Source organism: Polynucleobacter hallstattensis (genome assembly GCF_018881835.1).
Taxonomy (GTDB): Bacteria; Pseudomonadota; Gammaproteobacteria; order Burkholderiales; family Burkholderiaceae; genus Polynucleobacter; species Polynucleobacter hallstattensis.
Map to the genome: position 1 here is coordinate 662,708 of NZ_JACVPO010000001.1, position 20,567 is coordinate 683,274.

At 45.2% G+C, this 20,567-nt stretch carries 20 protein-coding genes; 9 read left to right on the forward strand and 11 right to left on the reverse strand.

Annotation, left to right across the window (positions count from 1 at the left end):
- The first annotated feature begins 2 nt into the window (after positions 1–2).
- Entirely contained in the window at positions 3–770 is a 768-nt protein-coding gene (locus ICN26_RS03465) for a fumarylacetoacetate hydrolase family protein (RefSeq protein ID WP_216266930.1), read from the forward strand.
- Between the two features lie 121 nt (positions 771–891).
- On the opposite strand, the gene ICN26_RS03470 is transcribed toward ICN26_RS03465, so the two are convergent.
- The gene (locus tag ICN26_RS03470; protein ID WP_216266933.1) at positions 892–1,911 is read right to left on the reverse strand and encodes a 2-dehydropantoate 2-reductase; all 1,020 of its coding nucleotides are present in this window, start codon (positions 1,909–1,911) and stop codon (positions 892–894) included.
- Positions 1,912–1,993: 82 nt separating this feature from the next.
- Complete coding sequence (locus ICN26_RS03475; RefSeq protein WP_216266934.1) at positions 1,994–3,427, reverse strand: high affinity choline transporter 1; 1,434 nt, start codon at positions 3,425–3,427, stop codon at positions 1,994–1,996.
- A 108-nt stretch (positions 3,428–3,535) separates the two neighbouring features.
- Here ICN26_RS03475 and ICN26_RS03480 point away from each other — a divergent pair, with 108 nt between their 5' ends.
- Positions 3,536–4,525, forward strand: a complete 990-nt coding sequence (locus ICN26_RS03480; RefSeq protein WP_216266936.1) for a phytoene/squalene synthase family protein — start codon at positions 3,536–3,538, stop codon at positions 4,523–4,525.
- On the opposite strand, the gene ICN26_RS03485 is transcribed toward ICN26_RS03480, so the two are convergent.
- On the reverse strand, positions 4,522–5,016 hold the full coding sequence (locus ICN26_RS03485; RefSeq protein WP_216266937.1) for a methylated-DNA--[protein]-cysteine S-methyltransferase: 495 nt from the start codon (positions 5,014–5,016) through the stop codon (positions 4,522–4,524). The genes ICN26_RS03480 and ICN26_RS03485 overlap by 4 nt on opposite strands.
- Before the next feature lie 117 nt (positions 5,017–5,133).
- Between ICN26_RS03485 and ICN26_RS03490 the strand changes: the two genes are divergently transcribed.
- The 6 genes from ICN26_RS03490 to zapD are packed head-to-tail and all read left to right on the forward strand — an operon-like array spanning position 5,134 to position 10,459.
- Positions 5,134–6,423 (forward strand): HlyC/CorC family transporter, encoded by a 1,290-nt coding sequence (locus ICN26_RS03490; protein WP_216266939.1) that lies wholly within the window; start codon positions 5,134–5,136, stop codon positions 6,421–6,423.
- Complete coding sequence (locus ICN26_RS03495; protein ID WP_216266941.1) at positions 6,420–7,490, forward strand: GspE/PulE family protein; 1,071 nt, start codon at positions 6,420–6,422, stop codon at positions 7,488–7,490. The genes ICN26_RS03490 and ICN26_RS03495 overlap by 4 nt, the downstream gene beginning before the upstream one ends.
- Positions 7,491–7,495: 5 nt before the next feature.
- Complete coding sequence (locus tag ICN26_RS03500; protein WP_216266944.1) at positions 7,496–8,554, forward strand: type II secretion system F family protein; 1,059 nt, start codon at positions 7,496–7,498, stop codon at positions 8,552–8,554.
- A complete protein-coding gene (locus ICN26_RS03505; RefSeq protein ID WP_216266945.1) occupies positions 8,554–9,054 on the forward strand; it encodes a prepilin peptidase in 501 nt (166 codons plus the stop codon). The genes ICN26_RS03500 and ICN26_RS03505 overlap by 1 nt, the downstream gene beginning before the upstream one ends.
- The gene (coaE, locus tag ICN26_RS03510; RefSeq protein WP_216860362.1) at positions 9,009–9,695 is read left to right on the forward strand and encodes a dephospho-CoA kinase; all 687 of its coding nucleotides are present in this window, start codon (positions 9,009–9,011) and stop codon (positions 9,693–9,695) included. The genes ICN26_RS03505 and coaE overlap by 46 nt, the downstream gene beginning before the upstream one ends.
- A gap of 11 nt (positions 9,696–9,706) precedes the next feature.
- Positions 9,707–10,459 (forward strand): cell division protein ZapD, encoded by a 753-nt coding sequence (zapD, locus tag ICN26_RS03515; protein ID WP_216266947.1) that lies wholly within the window; start codon positions 9,707–9,709, stop codon positions 10,457–10,459.
- Here zapD and ICN26_RS03520 read toward each other — a convergent pair.
- The 4 genes from ICN26_RS03520 to secA all read right to left on the reverse strand — a co-directional run bounded on the left by ICN26_RS03520 (position 10,456) and on the right by secA (position 15,828).
- A complete protein-coding gene (locus tag ICN26_RS03520; protein WP_216266949.1) occupies positions 10,456–10,872 on the reverse strand; it encodes an NUDIX domain-containing protein in 417 nt (138 codons plus the stop codon). The two genes, zapD and ICN26_RS03520, sit on opposite strands and share 4 nt — an antisense overlap.
- Positions 10,873–10,885: 13 nt before the next feature.
- A complete protein-coding gene (locus tag ICN26_RS03525) occupies positions 10,886–11,746 on the reverse strand; it encodes an ATP-binding protein (RefSeq protein ID WP_216266951.1) in 861 nt (286 codons plus the stop codon).
- A gap of 11 nt (positions 11,747–11,757) precedes the next feature.
- On the reverse strand, positions 11,758–12,993 hold the full coding sequence (gene argJ, locus ICN26_RS03530) for a bifunctional glutamate N-acetyltransferase/amino-acid acetyltransferase ArgJ (RefSeq protein WP_216266953.1): 1,236 nt from the start codon (positions 12,991–12,993) through the stop codon (positions 11,758–11,760).
- A gap of 69 nt (positions 12,994–13,062) precedes the next feature.
- A complete protein-coding gene (gene secA / locus ICN26_RS03535; protein WP_216266955.1) occupies positions 13,063–15,828 on the reverse strand; it encodes a preprotein translocase subunit SecA in 2,766 nt (921 codons plus the stop codon).
- A 24-nt stretch (positions 15,829–15,852) separates the two neighbouring features.
- On the opposite strand from secA, the gene ICN26_RS03540 reads away from it, so the two are divergent.
- Positions 15,853–16,386 (forward strand): hypothetical protein, encoded by a 534-nt coding sequence (locus ICN26_RS03540; protein WP_255534360.1) that lies wholly within the window; start codon positions 15,853–15,855, stop codon positions 16,384–16,386.
- A 2-nt stretch (positions 16,387–16,388) separates the two neighbouring features.
- Here ICN26_RS03540 and lpxC read toward each other — a convergent pair whose 3' ends face one another.
- From lpxC to ftsA, 4 genes are all read right to left on the reverse strand, one after another.
- Positions 16,389–17,303: a UDP-3-O-acyl-N-acetylglucosamine deacetylase gene (gene lpxC, locus ICN26_RS03545; RefSeq protein WP_216266957.1), complete on the reverse strand. Its 915-nt coding sequence runs from the start codon at positions 17,301–17,303 to the stop codon at positions 16,389–16,391.
- Between the two features lie 27 nt (positions 17,304–17,330).
- Positions 17,331–17,831, reverse strand: a complete 501-nt coding sequence (locus ICN26_RS03550; protein WP_216266959.1) for a peroxiredoxin — start codon at positions 17,829–17,831, stop codon at positions 17,331–17,333.
- 111 nt (positions 17,832–17,942) lie between these two features.
- Positions 17,943–19,283, reverse strand: coding sequence for a cell division protein FtsZ (ftsZ, locus tag ICN26_RS03555; RefSeq protein ID WP_215355532.1), 1,341 nt, complete (start codon positions 19,281–19,283; stop codon positions 17,943–17,945).
- Positions 19,284–19,328: 45 nt separating this feature from the next.
- Complete coding sequence (gene ftsA / locus ICN26_RS03560; protein ID WP_216266961.1) at positions 19,329–20,558, reverse strand: cell division protein FtsA; 1,230 nt, start codon at positions 20,556–20,558, stop codon at positions 19,329–19,331.
- Positions 20,559–20,567: the final 9 nt, after the last annotated feature.

Genomic DNA, 20,567 nt, shown 5'->3' on the forward strand with positions numbered 1-20,567 from the left:
TTATGGCTCAATGGCTCAGGTTTCAACATCAAGGCAAAACCGGCTTTGGACAGGTACAAGGCGATCAGGTTGCCGTGTATACCGGTGATCTATTTAATAAGCCGCAAGCTACTGGCGAAACATTAAAGCTATCTGATGTCACTATCGATATCCCATGCACCCCATCCAAGATGGTTGCTATGGTGGATAACTTTCATGCGCTAGTTACCAAGCTTGAGCATACTGTGCCAACAGAGCCTCTATATTTTCTGAAAGGCAATAATTCTTTCTTGGCAACAAATCAAGTGATTCGCACTCCCAAGTCTTACTCTGGAAAAGTGGTTTATGAAGGCGAACTCGGCATTGTCATCGGCAAAGCGTGTCATGAAGCAGATGAGGCTCAAGCAGCTAATGCTATTTTTGGTTACACCTGTATTAACGATGTCACTGCAATCGAGATTTTGAATCGTGATCCCGGCTATGCACAGTGGACCCGCTCAAAGAGTTTTAATACCTTTGGCGTCTTCGGCCCTTACATCACTACTGATATAGATCCGAATAAGCTAACAATCATAACCATTTTGAATGACCAAGAGCGTCAGAACTACCCCATCGCAGATATGATTTTTGCACCTGCAAAATTGGTCAGCCTAATTTCTCAAGACGTCCCACTGCAGGCTGGCGACATCATCGCCTGTGGTACCTCTGTTGGTGTTGGCTCCATGAAGCCCGGAAGCAATATCAGCATCATTATTGATGGTGTTGGACGCCTAGATAATCGCTTCGAATAAATGATCAAGGCTGTTGATCTAAAACCAAAGTCTCAAAACAAAAACCCTCACCATGTTTAATGGTGAAGGTTTTTTAATTCCCTACTAATTTAGAGATTAAATCTAAATATTTCTTTAGATTTTAGTAACCAGAAACGGATGGCAATGCCAAGCTACCTTTAGAGGCTTGAACATTTTCATCAAGGTACTTTGTTAATGCAAAGACCGTATTGAGGCATGGTGTTGGTATTTTGGTAATCTGGCCAAGCTCAATTACAGAACCTAACAAGGCATCAATCTCCAAGCTACGGCCTGCTTCTAAATCCTGCAACATAGAGGTCTTGTGTTTGCCAACTTTTTCTGCGCCAGCAATACGACGTTCAATGTCCACACGAAAAGTGACGCCCAACTTTTCAGCAATGGTTTGTGCTTCGGCCATCATGTTGCGAGCCAGCTCTTTGGTCAGTGGATATTGGCAAATGCCTTCCAATGTTCCATGAGTCAGAGAGCTGATGGGATTGAAAGTCATGTTGCCCCACAATTTCAACCAAATCTCAGAGCGAATATCCTCCAAGATAGGTGACTTAAATCCAGCTGCCGACATCATTTCAGATACCTTCTGAATACGCTCGGTCTGCTTACCATCCAACTCACCTAAAGGAAAGCGATTGCCTTCAACGTGACGAATTACACCTGGAGCTTGTGTAAAGGTTGCTGGATACACTACGCAACCAATGATGTTGTTGGGATTGATTGCATTTTTGGCAACACCGCCCGCATCAACCGTTTCAACAGAGTGATCCTGATAGTTGCCACCCAACTTCTGAAAGTACCACCAAGGAATTCCGTTTTGCATCGGAATTAAGATTGTTTCTGGGCCCATGATTGCGGCAAGATCTTCAATGACTGGCTCAACCTGGTGGGCTTTTACCGCCAAAATCACCACGTCTGGCGTTTCTGCATCTCGGATTTTTTCGACTGCTTTTACCTGCGCTACTAAAGGTTCAGGCTGGTCATCCATAATTAATGCAAGGCCACGCTCCTTGATTGCCGCTAGGGTTGCGCCACGGGCTACTACCGTTACCTCATTGCCGGCTCGTGCCAACATGACAGCAAGATAGCCGCCAATCGCACCCCCTCCACCGATCACACAGATTTTCATAGGAACTCCATAAAGATAAAAAATTTTGAATTAATCTCATATTAGAGGAGAACATTTAGGGGTGCAATAAAATATTGAGGTTCTACTTATCCAACGCTCCTGAGCTTGATATTGGCTTCGGACTTGCAATTAGTCCACCCAATAACATGCCGATAATGCTGACCAAAAGGCCTGCCAATTGAGGGGGTAGGATTGCTGTCGGAGCCATCATTTCACAGCCAATCCATGTCACTAACCCCCCTAAAACAGCCAATAAGCCACCCAAAGAATTTGCTCTTGACCAATACACGCCAAATGCCAGTGGCACAAAAGCAGCTACTAGCGTGACCTTGTAGGCATTTTCAACCATCTTAAAAATGGATAGCTCTGAATTAATCGCAAAAAAGGTTACTGCCACCGTGAAACATAGAACGGTGATTCGCATAATCTTCAGTAAGTCTTGATCAGATAAATGCTTAAAAAACCCTCGCACGATGTTTTCAGCGAAAGTAACTGAGGGTGCTAACAAAGTGGCGCTGGCGCAACTCTTAATTGCCGATAGTAAGGCACCGAAAAACATCACCTGCGCAATCAATGGAGCATGATTCAAGATAAGCTTAGGCAAAATCATTTGCGGGTCAGTGTCTATGTACTGCTTTACCAAAGCAGGGCTAATGATGGTTGCTGAATAAGCTAGGTATAGAGGCACAAAGGCAAATACGAAATACAAGACTCCACCCAATAATGCTGCCTGCACTGCAATGTTGACGTTCTTAGAGGAGGTAATCCGCTGAAAGACATCTTGCTGGGGAATGGAGCCCAACATCATGGTGCACAAAGCCGCAGTAAAACCCAAAATGGAAGCAAGGTTCATATCAGGCCAAAAATTAGAAAATTGACCTGCTGCAAGTGCATGATCAAAAACTATACCCATCCCGCCCGCTTGGGTTGTCATCTCCCCACCAATGTAGAGCATGCCCACCACAATAATGATCATTTGAATGAAATCGGTTATTGCTACCGACCACATACCGCCAAACAATGTATAAATCAGTACACTCCCAGCGCCAATCAACATGCCAGCCGTTTGCGTGATGCTGCCGTCGGAAACTACATTAAAGACCAAGCCGAGGGCTTTAATTTGAGCTGAAACCCAGCCCAAATAAGAAATCACAATACAAAGGGTAACCAGTACTTCAACGGTACGACCGTATTTCTCTCTAAAGAAATCACCGATTGTGAGCATTCGACGGTTATAGAGGTGACGAGCAAAAAACAGGCCCACTAATATGAGGCATAAGGATGAGCCAAAGGGGTCAGATACGATTCCCCCTAAGCCTTCTTTTAAGAAGGTTGCAGGAATGCCTAAAACCGCCTCCGACCCAAACCAAGTAGCAAATACGGTGGCGGTAACAATAGGCAAAGGAAGGCTATGACCTGCTGCAGCAAAGTCAGCAGTGTTTTTGACGCGTAGCGCGGCCCATAGGCCAATACCTACCGAAACCACCCAATAGATGATGACAAACCAAATCAGCATCGCCTAATTTCTCCTTCTGGAATTTGCACAAATTATATGGCTTTGTTACTTATGCCATTTAAGCAACTAGGGCTAAATTTGGGCATGCTGGTCTGACATAATTCAGGGGTGAATTCCGCCATACACCCTAACGAGTACCCCAATAGCGATTTAGCCTATCAAAAAGCGATTTTGGGTTCTGTATCGCGCACTTTTGCGCTCACAATCCCTCTTTTGCCACCAGCAATTGAAGTGGTAGTTGGCAATACCTACTTACTGTGCCGTATTGTCGACACTATTGAGGATGCGGCTGAACTCAGTCCAGCAGAAAAGCAGCGCTTATCCAAGCTATTTTTGGAGGCAACGTTAGGGACTATTCCAGTAGCTTCATTTGTAGCCCCCTGTCTAGATGCTCTCAGGGGCTATTCCAATGTTGATGAGCTAGATTTAATTGCTCACACCCCCACTGTTCTTCGCATTCTGCACACTTTCCCAGATAGGGATCGGGCAGCCATTGGCCGTTGTGTTTCGATTATGTCTGATGGTATGTCTTACTTTCATAATCGACAAACGCAAGAGGGACTAAAAGATCTCGCAGAATTTGAAAAGTATTGCTATGTAGTAGCCGGCGTAGTGGGGGAGTTACTCACAGACATCTTTAGCCATTATTCCCCTGAGTTTGCAAAACGTATTCAAGGTCATGAGCAGTTAGCCATCGCTTTTGGTCAAGCCTTACAAATGACTAATATTCTGAAAGACTCACCGGAGGACCATGCACGTGGAGTCTCCTGGAAGCCAGCGCAGATGAGCCAAGCAGAGCTTCTAAAGATTGCCCACAAAAAACTTCAAGACTCCATGAGCTACATTATTTTGCTCCCAGAAAATGAGATAGGTATGAGACGCTTCTGCTTTCTAGCCTTTGGGCTTGCCGTCATGACGCTTGAAAAAATTGCTAGTAGAAAAGAATTTAGCAATCAATCTGAGGTGAAACTTTCTAGAAATACCGTTTGGATTTTCCATGCCTTCACAAAGATTGCAGCCGGGAATACATTCTTGATGAAATCATTCTTTTTTGCAGCACCTAAGCAACTCAGAAAAATCTCGGCAAAGAATGATTAGAGCGCGCCCTCATGCTTTAAGAGCCAAATTTTGATCTGGCGATAAAAACCTGGGCTATCTTCTTTCATAAAACCCCCAAGACCTTGTGCAGAAACTACTCTATGGCACGGGGTAACTAACGGGTAGGGATTAGCTCCGCAAGCAGTCCCAACTGCACGAGGTCCGCTTTTAATCTTTTTTGCAATCTCACCATAGGTGATTGTCTTTCCCGCCTCAATACCTAGGGTGGCATTCCAAACTTTTTGCTGATGAACCGTTCCGGCAGGCTTGAGTGGAACATCAAATATGGATAAAGCGTTATTAAAGTATTGGGCACACTGTTTTGAGAAGGCTTTTGCCAACGCATTTCCCGGAGGAATCAAGTCAGCGTCTAGAGGCAGATAATCGATTTTTGAGATCATCAAACTCCCATCTACTAGCTCTGTTTGCACGCCTAGACGCCCAAAAGGGGCTGATATGACGCAATACTCGACAGATTTAAGAGTAGACATACGGAAGATTCTGACACAGATTGAGGGATAAATTCATGCAGGATTCCGATACAGCTATAGCGAGTGAAATGGCACTTTGCTATATTGATTGTTCCTTATTCTTTGCAGGTATAGCTGATGGACACTTTTTTTGATGAATGGCCTTTTATTAGCCAAGTCGCATTAGTCCTATTTTTACTCGCACTATCCGGCTTCTTTTCTATGGCCGAAACCAGCATGCTTTCATCCAATCGTCATCGTCTTCGGGCTATGGCTCATGGCGGTAACGCTGGAGCTGCACTTGCCGAACGACTATTAAAGCGCATGGATTCACTGCTTTCAGTATTGCTGATATCCAACAACCTCATCAATACCATCCTACCAATCTTAGTTACCGGCATTGCTTTACATATTTTTGGCGATAGCGGCCTGGTGTTATCTATTGCTACATTGGTTGTTGCACTACTCATCATTATTTTTAGCGAGATCACCCCGAAAGTGATCGGTGCAGCCTTTCCAGAAAAAATTGCAAGTAATGTTGGCTGGTTCATTCTCCCGCTTACTTTTGTACTCAAGCCACTACTTTGGTTCATTAATAGCTTTGTATCAGGGCTAATGAAAGTCTCCGGATTACAAGCATCTACTGATAACGGCGTCATGAGTAAGGAAGAATTGCGTAGCTTAGTTCTGGAATCTAATCGCTTTGTTTCTGCACATCATCGCAATATCTTGTTAAATCTTTTCAATCTTGAAAATATTCTGGTTGATGATGTGATGACGCCCCGCTCAAAAATCGAAGTTCTAGATCTCTCTCGCCCTATTGTCGAAGTGGTCGAGCAATTGGAAACCTGCTATCACAACAAACTTCCAGTATGCGACGGCGACTCTGAGCGCATCGTTGGAATTCTATCTGTGAAAAAAGCACTCTCATTACTAGGTAATGCAGAGCTTCATCATGAAGACTTCAGAGCCCTACTCAATGAGCCCTACTTTATTCCTAGTGGTACGCCCGTTCTGCAGCAGATGCAATTTTTCCAGGATAACCAACAGCGATTAAGCTTAGTAGTGAATGAATATGGCGAAGTCCTTGGTCTAGTGACTTTTGAAGACATCGTTGAAGAACTTATCGGTGAATTCACCACCTCATTCTCCAATCTTTCTAACGATCCTCATTGGCTTGCTGATGGTACTTACCTTGCTAGCGGCACCGCCTCATTGCGAGATTTAAATCGCCTTCTAAAGTTGGATCTGCCGCTCGATGGACCGCGCACCTTAAATGGCCTTATCCTAGAAAAGCTCGAAGCAATTCCTGATTACGATGTCAGCATTCGTGTTGCTGGCGTGGTGATGGAAATCGTACAGTTTGATGAGCATGGCGTGAAAACTGTGAAGCTATACCAACCCCTTTCTCAACCGAATCAAGATTGAGTGATCTACTGCATGACTCTCACATCATTCGAACCTGGCATGACATTGCTGTTGATGCATTAAATAATCGGGCTACGGATATTCATATTGAGGCGAGATCTCAAGAAACCGTAGTACGCATGAGAATAGATGGCCTTCTCACCCAAAAAAACCAATACCCTATTGATTTTCATGAGCGCCTAATTACGCGCATCAAAATATTGGCGCGTCTTGATATTGCAGAAAAACGTCTGCCTCAAGATGGGCGTCTTGTGATTGGCTATAACTTTAGCCAGCCCAATATTGATTGCCGCGTATCCATTCTTCCCACTTTGCATGGTGAGAAAGCGGTAGTACGTATTTTGCCTAGTTGCTTGGAAGAGTTGGCGCTAGATCAAATTGGCTTACTACCAGAGCAACTAAAAATAGTTCAAGAGGCTATTAGTCAAACCAATGGATTGATTCTGGTAACAGGACCTACTGGGAGCGGTAAGACGCGAACCTTATACAGTTGTTTGAACTCATTGAATCACGTGCAACACAATATTTGCTCGATTGAAGATCCTATTGAAATCAGGCTGCCCGGAATAAATCAAGTGGCCTACCACCCAAAAGCGGGGTTAGATTTTCCAACCATTATTCGCGCACTCTTACGACAAGATCCGGACGTCATCATGATTGGTGAAATACGGGACTCTGCAACCGCGCAGCTAGTCATTCAAGCAGCACAAACAGGACATTTGGTTTTAAGCACCCTTCATACACGTAATGCGATTGGCGCGTTAAGCCGACTTAAAAGCCTCGGTGTAGATCAAGAATCGATTGAATCTTGTCTTCGTTGCATCAGCTCTCAAAGATTAATTCGTAAATGCTGTAATCAATGCAATCTCATTCTAAGTGAGTTACCTTGTAGGCTTTGCAAGGGATCTGGCTACTTCGGTCGCATTGGTGTCCATGAGGTTTTGGGAGGTAAGCAGTTGTTTGAGTCAGCTAAAGCTCTAGACATCCACTCAGCAGGAATGCAATTACTAAAGTCGGGCTTAGTAGATCAGATATCGCTAGATGCCGAGCTTGGCACTTGGCATTAGTCCGCATGCTTTTCAAGAGAAAGCTCAGCAAGTCTGAGCAACTCCATTTTGCAGAGCAGATGCTTGCCCTTCTTCAGGCTGGCCTTCCCTTGCTCAATGCCATCCAACTATTAATTCAGTCTGCACCAAAACCTTGGCAGGCTTGGCTAGAGGATGTTCGCGCACTGCTTCAAAAGGGTAATAGTTTTTCTTTTTGCCTGAGCTCACAAGATGGAAAATTCTCCCCAGAGTTTTCCAACCTCATCAGAGTCAGCGAGAGAACGGGTGACCTGGGCTTAGCGCTACGCACAATTTCACAACAGCTAGAAGCCCAGATTGAGTTGCGAAGAAAAGTACAGCAGTCACTAACGTACCCCATCATCACCTTAGGAACATCTTTTCTACTTGTCCTAGTGATGATGGTCTGGGTTGTGCCCGTATTTGAAGAAGTCTTTGGACATTTTCAGGCTGAGCTTCCAGCGCCAACCAGAATCCTCATTTCTATTTCTACAGGTATTCAAAGTTACTCTCTAGAAATATTATTTTGTATTCTATTAATGGTTACCGGCTTTATGTCTATCTGGCTCAAATCAAGCTCACTACAAAAATATTGTGATGCCCTCTTATTACGCATGCCATTCTTTGGCAATTTATTTAGGCTGGCAACGTTGAGTCACTGGTGTCGTACCTTAGGTCATTTGTTAGAAACGGGTTTACCACTCCCAGACGCTCTAAGAGTTACTGCACAATCCTCTAATCACTGGGTGAGTCATGACTTTAGTGCGGAGATATTTAAACACCTCACCCGTGGCTGGCCATTGGGAGAGTCGCTGAAACGCGCAGATCGTAAATCACGACTTCTTGACGTAGAAACTTTGCTACTCCTTCACATTGGCGCTGAAAGTGGCGCATTGGCTGACATGTTGAATAAGCGCGCCACCACTCTAGGCTCCCAGCTAAGTAGCCGACTCAATACACTCAGTCAAAGTTTAGAGCCTGCATTGATTCTGTTTGTTGGTGCCATCATTGGCAGTCTAGTCATAATCCTGTATCTACCCATCTTTAATTTAGGACAAATCGTTTAGTGGATCCCACAGTAAGCATCTGGATAATTCAATCTCTGCTGATACTGGCTTTACTGTATTTGGCTCATATCGATTGGCGCACTTTCCGTCTACCGAATGCAATCACCTTCCCCTTGATCATTCTAGGCATTGTTTTTAACGCATTCTCAGACTTACGCTTCACCACCCCAAACTCGGCATGCGTTGGAGCATTTCTAGCGTATGGTTTGCTGTGGGCATTAAATACTGGCTATCGTCTCCTGAAAAACCGAGATGGTATTGGCATGGGTGATGCCAAGCTCTTGGCGGCCCTGGGTGCCTGGTTGGGCTTGAACGCTCTACCTAGCATTCTCCTGATGGCTTCCATTGCAGGGATACTAGGTGGCATTATTTGGCTTAAATTGCGTAGACATCATTTACGGGAAGCATTTCCTTTTGGCCCCTTTTTAGCTATTGCTGGCATCATTGAGTTGTTATGGCCTCAACTCATTCAAACTTTGGTTCTGCCCAAGCTGATCTAAAAGCCCTGAAAGGGAAAATTCCTCTCATTGGCTTAACAGGTGGCATTGGGTCTGGAAAAACTGCGGTTAGTAACCTGCTGGGTGGGCACGGGGCCGGTGTTATTGATACAGATAAGATCTCACATCAAATCACCGCCCCTGGTGGAAAAGCGATTCCATTAATTACCAAGGTTTTCGGTGCTGACTTTATTGATCCCCAAGGTGCCCTTAATCGACCTAAGATGCGGACTGTAGTCTTCGAAGATCCCAGCTCCCGTCAGGTTTTAGAGCAAATTACTCACCCCTTGATTCAGGAGGAAACTGCTAAGCAAGCCCTTGAACTGGCTAAGTCTGGAGCGCCCTACCTTGTTTTTGTGGTTCCCCTGCTAATTGAATCTGGATTTTGGATCAAGTTCATTGACTATCTTGTGGTGGTGGATTGCCCAGAAGAAACCCAAATCCAACGAGTGATGCACCGCAACAATATGACACGCTCAAATGTGGAAAATATTCTCAAAGCGCAAACTAGCCGAAATGCTCGTCTAACAGCAGCCAATGCTGTTATCGAAAATCAAGGTAGCTTAGATGAGCTCAAGCCAGCGGTTTTAAAACTGCACCAACAATTACTCAAAATTTTAGAAGAGCCTTTAAGTTCGTCATAGAATATAGGCTTGTGATTGTCTACGAATACCCTTTCAATGAATTAGTTCGAAGCATGCTTCGGCTGGAGTATTTGTTCGCCCGCTTTAATCACTTCCTCCGATCAGATGACCCCGAGTTACACCACAATGCGATTGCAATGTTGTTTGACCTGGGTGACATTGGTTCTAGAGGCGATATTAAATCCCTGTTGCTAAAAGAATTTGAGCGCCAAAGATATGCCTTAAATGGCTTAAAGTCCTCCCAAAAGGTGGATCAAGAAGCGCTTACACAAACGCTGTCTGAGATTGATAAAGCTGCGCAAAATATTAATCAGTCTGTGGGTAAGCCTAATGCTGCAATTACCGAGAGTGAGTGGCTTAATGCTATTAGGGCACGACTAAATATTCCTGGTGGAACAAGTCCGATTGATTTACCTAGCTACCATGCGTGGAAAAATACTTCTTCAACTCAACGTAGAGAGTTGTTAGATAAATACGTTGCACCGCTTTTGCCATGGCATGAAGCTTGTCAAATTTTCTTAAGGCTACTTCGCCAGTCTGGCGAGGCTAAAGATGTTGTGGCACATCAAGGTGCTTACCAACAGGCGCCGTCAGGCAAGGTGTATCAATTAATGCGCATTGCTGTTGAAGATGACATCCTCTATTCAGAAATCAGCGCAAATAAATATCTGCTCTCAATTCGCTTTCTGAAGATCGATCAAGATAAAAAGCCGCAGACCATCAATGAGGATGTGCCTTTTAGGCTTACCCTCTGCCAGCTCTAAATCTTTAGCTGTTTGAGCTTTTCTAGCATGGGCCATGCCGCGGGCAATAAGGGCTCCACCGTCGGAGGTGCATCTCCAAGCAACTGCCAAGAGAGTGCCTGACCCTCACAACCTGCGGGTACACCAGTCCATTTTCGAATGATGCTGACATGCAAGCGTACATAAGCATGTGGATAGTCATGCTCTAAGACAAGCAACTCCTCACTAGACTCAATATCGATTCCAAGCTCTTCTTGTAATTCACGTTTTAGCGCTGCGAATACAGATTCACCGGCTTCAATTTTTCCACCAGGCACTTCCCAGTAGCCAGCATAAGGTTTGCCCTCTGGACGCTGACCCATAAGAAAGCGACCTTCCGCATCCAATAGAATTCCAGCGGCAACTTCCGTCACGGGGCGATTAGTATTACTCATGCATCGTCAATAATTAAGCGGCATGTGAACCGGCCCAGTGCTTAGCAAATTGCCAAGCCACACGACCAGACCGCGAACCACGCTCTAAAGCCCAGACCAATGCCTCAGCTCTAGCACCCTCAATCTGCGCATCACTTAAACCAAAATGGCGTAACCAATGGGCCACAATTTCTAGATACTCATCTTGTTTTGGTGGATAGAAAGAAAGCCATAAGCCAAAACGCTCTGATAGAGAAATTTTTTCCTCCACAACTTCACCAGGATGAATTTCTCCATCATCGCCATGAACATAACTCTCGTTATCTTTCATGTATTCAGGCAAGAGATGACGTCGGTTAGAAGTGGCATAAATTAAGATATTGTCCACTTGAGCTGACACAGAGCCATCCAAAGCAGACTTCATCGACTTATAACCAGATTCACCATCCTCAAATGAGAGGTCATCACAAAAAACAATAAAGCGCTCTGGACGATCGGCCAATAAATCCGTGATGTCAGCTAAGTCAGCTAAATGCTCTTTTTCAACCTCAACTAAGCGCAAGCCTTGGCTAGCAAACTCATGCAAGCTGGCTTTGATGAGCGACGACTTTCCTGTACCACGTGCGCCTGTTAATAAAATATTATTAGCGGGCTTCTTCTGAATAAAATTTTTCGTATTGTCACGAATTGCATCACGTTGCCGATCGATATTTTTTAGATCTTCAAATGAGATATTAGCGACATGCTTTACTGGCTGCAAAAATCCAATGCTTCCAAAGATACTATCGCGACGACGCCATCTAAAAGCAGTTGAAGATTTCCACTGCTCTTCTGTCAATGCTTTAGGCAAAAACGTTTCAAGATGACTTAAGAGTTGCTCTAATTTTTCATTCATATAACGAGTTCCTATGAGCGGTAATCAGCATTTATAGAAACGTAGTCGTGCGATAGATCACAAGTCCACATTGTCTGCTGCGCTGATCCGCGACCTAGATCAATCTTGATAGTAATTTCTGGCGCCTGCATTACCCTCTGACCATCAAGCTCCTGATAATCAGGATTGCGGCCACCATTCTTGGCAACCCACACATCTCCCAGCCACATTTGCACCTGGTTCACGTCAAGATCAGTAATACCAGCATAGCCAATCGCAGCAAGGATACGGCCTAAGTTAGGATCGCTCGCAAAGAAGGCTGTCTTTACTAAAGGTGAGTGAGCGATTGCCTCCGCTACTAAGCGACACTCCTCTTCAGTCTTACCGCCTTGCACATCAATCGTAATAAATTTCGTTGCGCCCTCACCATCTCTCACAATCATTTGAGCAAGCTTGCGTGCAAGATCAATTAATGCAGTCCGAACTAAACTATAAGTAGCATCATTGGTTGATGCAATCTGCACGGCTGATTGACCAGTTGCCATGATGATGAATGAATCATTAGTCGAGGTGTCTCCATCAATCGTAATTGCGTTAAATGATTGATCAGCAACCTCTTGAGTCAAGGCCGCAAGTAAGCCCGGTGCAAAACCAATATCAGTTGCAATGAATCCCAACATGGTTGCCATATTAGGGTGAATCATTCCTGCGCCCTTGCAGATACCAGTAATAGTCACGGGCCCATCTGGAGTCTGCACTATCACCGATGTCGCCTTAGGCTGAGTATCCGTTGTCATGATCGCTTCTGCCGCATCAAGCCAATGGTCTTCGCCTAGATTGGCCACTGCCTTAGGCAATCCAGTAATCAACCGATCAATTGGCAGCGGATCAAGAATCACACCCGTTGAAAACGGAAGAATTTGCTCCGAATTAATCTTGAGCTCTTTAGCTAACTCAGTACAAGTTGCTAAAGCATCTTGCATGCCTCGCTCACCAGTACCTGCATTGGCATTACCAGTATTGACCACCAAAGCGCGAATCTCGCCTTTAGAGCCGTTCAAAGCCAAATGCTCTCGGCAAACCTGAACCGGCGCAGCGCAGAAACGATTTAAAGTAAAAACACCGGCAACTTGTGAGCCAGGGACTAAGGTCATCACCAATAAATCCTTGCGATTGGCCTTTTTGATTCCAGCTTCAGCGGTGCCCATCTGAAAACCTTTGACAGGCTTTAGTTGGTCTTTTTGGGGGAGTGTTAGGTTAACTGTCATGGTCTGACAATTGTAGATGAGGCCTTGCAGAACTGCCGGATCTAGCAGCTCTTTTAGATTCTATTTAGCTTAACTTAACGCGCCGCAGCAGTTCTTATATTTCTTACCACTTCCGCAGGTACAAGGATCATTTCGACCCACCTTAGGACCAGCTCGCAATGGCGCTGGAATAATTTCAATTGCTGCGCCACGATCGCCAGTTGATCCAGCCACCTCAAGGTCTGCATCAGCATGCTGATATTGCACATCTGAGAGTTTGGCTAAATCCTCATTGATTGACTCGGAGGCCTCATCTAGCTCACTGGCACTACGAATCTGCACCGTCATAATGCTTTTCACAACATCATTCTTAATGACATTGAGCAACTCACCATATAGCTCAAATGCTTCACGGCGATACTCTTGTTTTGGATCTTTTTGAGCATAGCCACGTAAATGGATACCTTGGCGCAAATGGTCCAAGGCAGCCAAATGTTCACGCCAATGAGTATCTAAACTGTAGAGTAAAACCGAGCGCTCAAACCCAGCGAAAGATGTGCGTCCGGAAAGCTCTACTTTTGCATCATAAGTTTCTTTTGCAATCGCTAGAACACGATCAACAATTTGCTCATCATCCATAGACTCAGCATTTTCAACCCAGTTTTTCAGGTCAACCATTAAACCCCAGTCGTTAACCAATACATTCTCTAGGCCAACTAAATCCCACTGCTCCTCCATAGACTCCAAAGGAATATATAGAGCGCAAATGCCACGCAAGACATCTTCGCGCAAGTTAGCAATCAACTCACCAACATCAGCGCTTTCGAGAACCTCATTTCTAAGACGATAAGTTTCTTTACGCTGATCATTGGCAACGTCGTCGTATTCCAACAATTGCTTACGAATATCAAAGTTACGACCTTCCACTTTACGCTGAGCTGACTCAATAGAGCGAGTGACCATGCCCGCTTCAATTGGCTCACCGTCTGGCATTTTGAGACGATCCATGACTGCGCGTAGACGATCTCCAGCGAAAATACGCAAAAGCGAATCATCTAAAGAAAGATAAAAACGGGAAGAGCCAGGGTCGCCCTGACGACCAGCACGACCACGAAGCTGATTATCGATACGACGACTCTCGTGGCGCTCCGTACCAATAATGTGCAAACCACCAGCGACTAACACTTGATCATGCAAGCTTTGCCATTCGTCCTGCAAAGTCTTAATCTTGCCCGCTTTTTCTGCATTTGAAAGAGCTGTGTCCGCTTCAATTAAAGAGGACTGCTTACCAACGTTACCACCCAAAACAATGTCTGTTCCACGACCTGCCATATTAGTAGCAATGGTAATCATCTTTGGTCTACCAGCCTGAGCAATGATCTCGGCTTCGCGAGCATGCTGTTTAGCATTCAAGACCTGATGCGGCAATTTGCGCTGATCTAACAATCCTGCAATGAGTTCTGAATTCTCAATCGAAGTTGTACCCACCAAGACAGGCTGACCACGCTTGTAACAATCCTCAATATCCTTGATCACTGCGTCGTAACGCTCGCGCGATGTCTTATAAATCTGATCTTGACGATCTTTTCTTTGACTGATGCGATTTGGAGGAATGACTACAGTCTCAAGACTATAGATTTCCTTGAACTCATAAGCTTCAGTATCGGCAGTACCAGTCATACCGGCCAACTTGCCATACATACGGAAGTAGTTCTGGAAAGTGATCGTGGCTAGCGTCTGATTCTCATTCTGAATCTGCACACCTTCTTTTGCCTCTACAGCTTGATGCAAACCATCAGACCAACGGCGACCCTGCATTAAGCGTCCCGTGAACTCATCAACAATAATCACTTCTTTATTTTGAACGACATATTGCTGATCACGGTTGTACAGAGTATGCGCACGCAATGCTGCGTAAACGTGGTGCATCAAAGTAATATTTTGTGGGGCATACAAGGAGTCGCCATCATTCAAGGCGCCAATCTCAACCAAGACTGTCTCAGCCTTGTCATGACCGCGCTCTGTTAAATAGACTTGATTGGACTTTTCATCAACCCAGTAGTCGCCTGGCTTTTCAACACCAGTGCCATCTGCTTTCTCTTCACCGATTTGGCGCTCCAAGTAAGCAGGCAATGCATTGATCTTGATATACAAATCAGTATGGTCTTCAGCCTGACCAGAAATGATCAGTGGGGTGCGCGCCTCATCAATCAAAATAGAGTCCACCTCGTCGACAATCGCATAGGCTAGGCCACGCTGAACACGCTGACCTAAGTCTTGCACCATATTGTCACGAAGGTAATCAAAACCAAATTCGTTATTAGTTCCGTAGGTAATGTCTGCTGCATAAGCCTCTTGCTTAGTGGTGTGATCCATCTGAGATAGATTCACGCCAACCTTCATTCCTAGGAAGTTATAGAGAGTTGACATCCACTCGGCATCGCGCTGAGCCAAATAATCATTTACTGTAATGACGTGAACACCCTTACCTGTGAGGGCATTTAAATAGACGGGGAGCGTAGCGGTTAAAGTTTTACCTTCACCAGTTCCCATTTCAGCAATCTTGCCTTGATGCAATGCAAGACCACCCATCATCTGCGCATCAAAATGGCGCATCTTCATCACTCGTGTACTTGCTTCACGAACTACAGCAAAAGCTTCTGGAGCAATATCATCCAATGACTCACCCGCGGCTAAACGTGACTTGAACTCAGCAGTTTTTGCTTGCAGTGCGGCATCATCCAAAGCTTGCATGCTAGGCTCGAAAGCGCTAACTTTGGCAACTGCTTTGCGATACTGTTTTAAGAGGCGGTCGTTACGACTGCCGACCAGGGTTTTAAGAAGACCGATTACCATGGGATATTGAAGTAAATTAAGACCTTGAGTTTATCACCCGCACCCTCTTTTTATATGAACTTTGCCCCTAAACCTATTCGCACGAAGGCTGCCCATGAGTGGCTGGAGTATTTACGCGAGTCTGAGGGCTTGGGCGGAATTCTGGCGAAAACTGAAGATTTAGCCAAACTCAAAATTGCCCTGAAAGCAGCTCTATTCGAGCTGGATTTAGAAAATTTAGCGTCCAAAATTGAGGCTGGGTGGCGCTCTGGAGCTCAAAATGAGCTTTTTTTACTAGTGAATGGGGCAAGCATTGCAACCCGTCTTCAGCAAGTTTTACCCAGCTTAATCAATGAGTTAGCTAAAAAAGGAGTCGTTTGCGCTAGCATTAAGGTGCGCCTGAAGCCAGCGCCACCGACCTGGGAAATCAAGCCTCGTGAAGGACTCCAGGCGACGCAAAAACCAAGAGGCTTTAATGCTGTTGCAAGGGCTTCTTGGGAATCATTATTAGATAAGTTAGCGCCTGACTCTGAACTACATAAGGCAGTTGAACGCCTGCTTCAGAGCAAGCCTAAATAAACCTAGAAAAAGAGGGGTTGACTCTCTTTGGAATAGGCTGCGGGAGCCTTATTTTCAGGGAAACTGCTAATTTCATAAGCGCTAGGATCTTCCAAAAGCTTACGCAAGAGCGCGTTATTTAAGGCGTGTCCTGATTTTTCAGCAACATAGGAACCCACAATCGGATGCCCAACTAAATACAGGTCGCCAATGGCATCCAAGATTTTATGGCGCACGAACTCATCTTCGTAACGTAACTCTTCGTTATTAAGAATACGATGCTCATCGAGCACAATCGCGTTATCCAAGCTCCCACCTCGCGCTAAACCCATCTCTCGCAATGCCTCAACCTCGTGAGCAAAGCCAAAGGTTCGGGCACGGCCAATCTCACTACGATAAGCATGCTCAGCAAAGTCCACCACAAAACGTTGACCAGTTTTATCTACTGCAGGATGCTTAAAGTCAATGGTGAAGTCCAACTTAAATCCGAAGAAAGGCTCTAGGCGTGCAAGCTTGTCGCCCTCCTTCACTTCCACAGGTTTTTTAATCACCACAAACTGTCTAGAAGCTTCTTGCTCAGATATACCAGCCGATTCCATTAGGAACAAAAATGAGGCTGCACTGCCATCCATGATGGGCACTTCTTCGCCGTCAAGCTCAATTAATAAATTATCAAGTCCTAGGCCTGCACAAGCTGAAAGTAAATGCTCAACGGTGGAAACACGCACGCCATCCTTTTGTATCACTGAGGCCAAGCGGGTATCGCAAACCGCCAGAGCAGTGGCCGGTACAAGCGATTGCTCTGGGGTATCTACACGTACAAATACAATTCCTGAATTTATCGGCGCAGGCTTAATAGACAAAGTCACCTTGCGCCCAGAGTGCAAACCAATCCCCACGGTTTTGATCGGGGTAGCGATTGTGCGTTGCTTCATCATGGTTTATCTAAATTCAGGAATGATTTATTAAAGCTTTTTCAGGATAGAAGCGGCATCGCTTACTTCAAATTTGCCAGGTGCTTCGCGATCCAAGGTTGTCACAACACCATCTTCAACAATCATGGCGTAGCGATCTGAGCGAACACCCAAACCACGAGCAACTAAATCTAACTCTAGGCCAAGTTTCTTAGTAAATTCAGCACTACCATCACCAAACATGCGAATCTTTTTGCCAACCTTTTGATCTCGGCCCCAGGCACCCATCACAAATGGGTCATTTACTGAAATACACCAAATTTCATCAACACCCTTTGCTTTGATTGCATCAAAGTGCTCAACATAGCTAGGAACATGCTTTGCTGAACAAGTTGGCGTGAATGCACCAGGTAATGCAAAGATCACTATCTTTTTACCGGCAGTGAGTTTTTCAACTTCAAAGGCGTTTGGCCCAATGGCGCAACCTTCACTCGCTTCATCTAAAAACTCATAAAGTGTGGCGTTTGGTAACTTTTGTCCGACTGCAATCATAAATTCTCCAATTAAATAGTTGTCATGAGTATGCCAACGCTAGCGCGGGATTCGTCGTCCGGAGGGGCGCCGCGCTGGCATTCTGCAGAACCTATTGTATTGAGCAGTGATTTAATCTGCTTGCTTACGTAAAAAAGCTGGGATTTCATAATAATCAGCCCCTTTGTCCAACATGGCTTTAGCCTGTGGCGAGCTATCAGCACCTAGAGTAGGGGCTGGTGTAGCTTCCCGTGAACTACGGAATACACGTGGCAAATCATATTGACTGTAATCAACACTACTAGATGCGGGTTGAGAAGCTATCGAGGGTGCACTACCTGTACCCGTCATTGCCAAACCGGCACTAGTAATCGGAGCTGAATCTAAATTAACTCTACTGATTGCTGCTGAAGCGCTTGCTGGAGCAAAACTATTTAAGTCAGCCATTGTTGGCATCGCATCATGTGTACCAGTAGCCTGTCTCCAAACTACCTCTGGTTGATGATGTTGACGTGATTGTGGGTTGTTCAAACCAGTAGCAACAACAGTGACACGCAGTGCATCACCTAAGCTCTCGTCATAAACAGTGCCGAAAATCACAGTAGCATCATCTGCAGCATAGCCCCGAATTGCCGCCATGACTTCGCGAGTTTCGGACAATTTTAATGAACGGCTAGCAGTGATATTAACCAATACACCACGCGCACCAGACAAATCGACACCCTCGAGAAGCGGTGAAGCAACGGCAGCTTCAGCAGCTAAGCGTGCGCGATCCATACCGGATACTGTTGCAGTTCCCATCATCGCCTTGCCTTGTTCGCCCATCACTGTTTTCACATCCTCAAAGTCGACGTTGATCAAACCTTGCACGTTAATGATCTCTGCAATACCTGAGACAGCGTTATGTAATACATCATCAGCACAGGCAAATGCCTTATCAAACTCTGCATCTTCACCCATGACTTCAAAAAGTTTTTCATTGAGAACTACAATCAATGAATCTACATAAGCTTCGAGTTCAGTAGCGCCATTCTCTGCAACTTTGAGACGCTTAACGCCCTCAAAATCAAATGGCTTGCTGATAACGCCAACAGTCAAAATACCCATTTCTTTAGCGACTTGAGCAACAATTGGCGCTGCACCAGTACCTGTGCCACCACCCATACCAGCAGTAATGAACACCATGTGTGCACCTTGCAATGTATCTGCAATCCGAGCTCGCGCTTCTTCAGCGGAAGCTGCGCCGATTTCAGGTTTTGCGCCAGCACCGAGTCCGCTAGAGCCTAGTTGCAAATTCACAGATGCCTCGGAACGCTGTAAAGCGCCAGCATCGGTGTTCATGCAAATAAACTCTACGCCATTAACACCGCGACGAATCATGTGCTGAACTGCATTACCGCCTGCACCACCAACCCCAACCACTTTAATAATGGTTTTACCGGCTGTTTCTTGATCTAACATTTCAAATTCCATATACCCTCCTAGGTAATAAGTACTACATTGACGACGACGAAAAACTTAAAAATTTCCTGCGAACCATTCCTTCATGCGCGAAATCACACTTTGTAACGCGCCTGATTGTGATACTCGACGGCCACGCAATAGCTGCGCCTGACCTTCCATTAATAAACCGATACTGGTAGCAAAACGGGGGCTACGCAAAACCTCATGCAGGTACCCGCGGTACTCGGGAGTACCGATACGTGCTGGACGCAAGAACACTTGCTCAGCAAGCTCAACCATTCCCGGCATCAAGGATGTTCCACCCGTAAGCACAATCCCTGAAGACACCATATCTTCGTAACCAGAATCACGCACAACGCCTCGAACTAAGGTAAATAACTCTTCTACTCGTGGCTCGATAACGGCAGCTAAGGCTTGCTTTGACATTGGGCGTGGTTCACGATCACCAACGCCTGGGACATCAATCATGGTGGTGGGATCGGCCATATCTTGGCGAGCAATGCCATATTGAATCTTAAGATCTTCAGCATCAATAGTTGGTGTACGCAATGCCATTGCAATGTCATTGGTAATTTGATCACCTGCAATTGGAATCACTGCAGTATGTCGAATAGATCCTTGACAGTAAATTGCAATATCAGTTGTACCACCACCAATGTCCACCAAGACAACACCCAACTCTTTTTCATCTTCAGTTAATACAGCTAAACTCGAAGCCAAGGGCTGCAAAATTAAATCGTTTACCTCTAAACCACAACGACGTACACACTTCACAATATTTTGTGCGGCACTAACAGCACCAGTAACAATATGTACTTTTACTTCCAGGCGTAAACCGCTCATACCAATTGGCTCACGCACATCCTCTTGTCCATCAATAATGAATTCCTGAACAAGAATATGAAGAATTTGCTGATCTGTTGGAATGTTGATTGCTTTAGCAGTTTCTAAAACACGTTCAACATCGCCAGCACTCACTTCTTTATCGCGTATGGCCACCATACCGCTGGAGTTAAAGCTCACAATATGATTTCCAGCAATGCCAGTAAAGACCTGCACGATCTGGCGGTCGGCCATGACTTCAGCTTCTTCAAGCGCTTTCTGGATAGACTGAACAGTAGCTTCAATATTGACAACTACGCCCTTCTTTAAACCTTTGGACGCAGTTTGACCAACGCCAACGACATTAAATTGGCCATCAGCTTCTAACTCAGCAACCAAAGCAACTACCTTGGATGTTCCAATATCTAATCCGACCAGTAAATCGCGATTGTCTTTACTCATTCTCATTCC

What these genes read in the sequence shown, in the direction of transcription:
- ftsA (WP_216266961.1), bottom strand. Translation starts at nt 20,558, where the DNA reads ATGAGTAAAGACAATCGCGATTTACTGGTCGGATTAGATATTGGAACA.
- ICN26_RS03470 (WP_216266933.1), bottom strand. Translation starts at nt 1,911, where the DNA reads ATGAAAATCTGTGTGATCGGTGGAGGGGGTGCGATTGGCGGCTATCTT.
- ICN26_RS03500 (WP_216266944.1), top strand. Translation starts at nt 7,496, where the DNA reads ATGCTTTTCAAGAGAAAGCTCAGCAAGTCTGAGCAACTCCATTTTGCA.
- secA (WP_216266955.1), bottom strand. Translation starts at nt 15,828, where the DNA reads ATGGTAATCGGTCTTCTTAAAACCCTGGTCGGCAGTCGTAACGACCGC.
- argJ (WP_216266953.1), bottom strand. Translation starts at nt 12,993, where the DNA reads ATGACAGTTAACCTAACACTCCCCCAAAAAGACCAACTAAAGCCTGTC.
- ICN26_RS03520 (WP_216266949.1), bottom strand. Translation starts at nt 10,872, where the DNA reads ATGAGTAATACTAATCGCCCCGTGACGGAAGTTGCCGCTGGAATTCTA.
- coaE (WP_216860362.1), top strand. Translation starts at nt 9,009, where the DNA reads ATGGCCTCAACTCATTCAAACTTTGGTTCTGCCCAAGCTGATCTAAAA.
- ICN26_RS03490 (WP_216266939.1), top strand. Translation starts at nt 5,134, where the DNA reads ATGGACACTTTTTTTGATGAATGGCCTTTTATTAGCCAAGTCGCATTA.
- ICN26_RS03525 (WP_216266951.1), bottom strand. Translation starts at nt 11,746, where the DNA reads ATGAATGAAAAATTAGAGCAACTCTTAAGTCATCTTGAAACGTTTTTG.
- ICN26_RS03465 (WP_216266930.1), top strand. Translation starts at nt 3, where the DNA reads ATGGCTCAATGGCTCAGGTTTCAACATCAAGGCAAAACCGGCTTTGGA.
- ICN26_RS03550 (WP_216266959.1), bottom strand. Translation starts at nt 17,831, where the DNA reads ATGATTGCAGTCGGACAAAAGTTACCAAACGCCACACTTTATGAGTTT.
- ftsZ (WP_215355532.1), bottom strand. Translation starts at nt 19,283, where the DNA reads ATGGAATTTGAAATGTTAGATCAAGAAACAGCCGGTAAAACCATTATT.
- lpxC (WP_216266957.1), bottom strand. Translation starts at nt 17,303, where the DNA reads ATGATGAAGCAACGCACAATCGCTACCCCGATCAAAACCGTGGGGATT.
- ICN26_RS03475 (WP_216266934.1), bottom strand. Translation starts at nt 3,427, where the DNA reads ATGCTGATTTGGTTTGTCATCATCTATTGGGTGGTTTCGGTAGGTATT.
- ICN26_RS03485 (WP_216266937.1), bottom strand. Translation starts at nt 5,016, where the DNA reads ATGTCTACTCTTAAATCTGTCGAGTATTGCGTCATATCAGCCCCTTTT.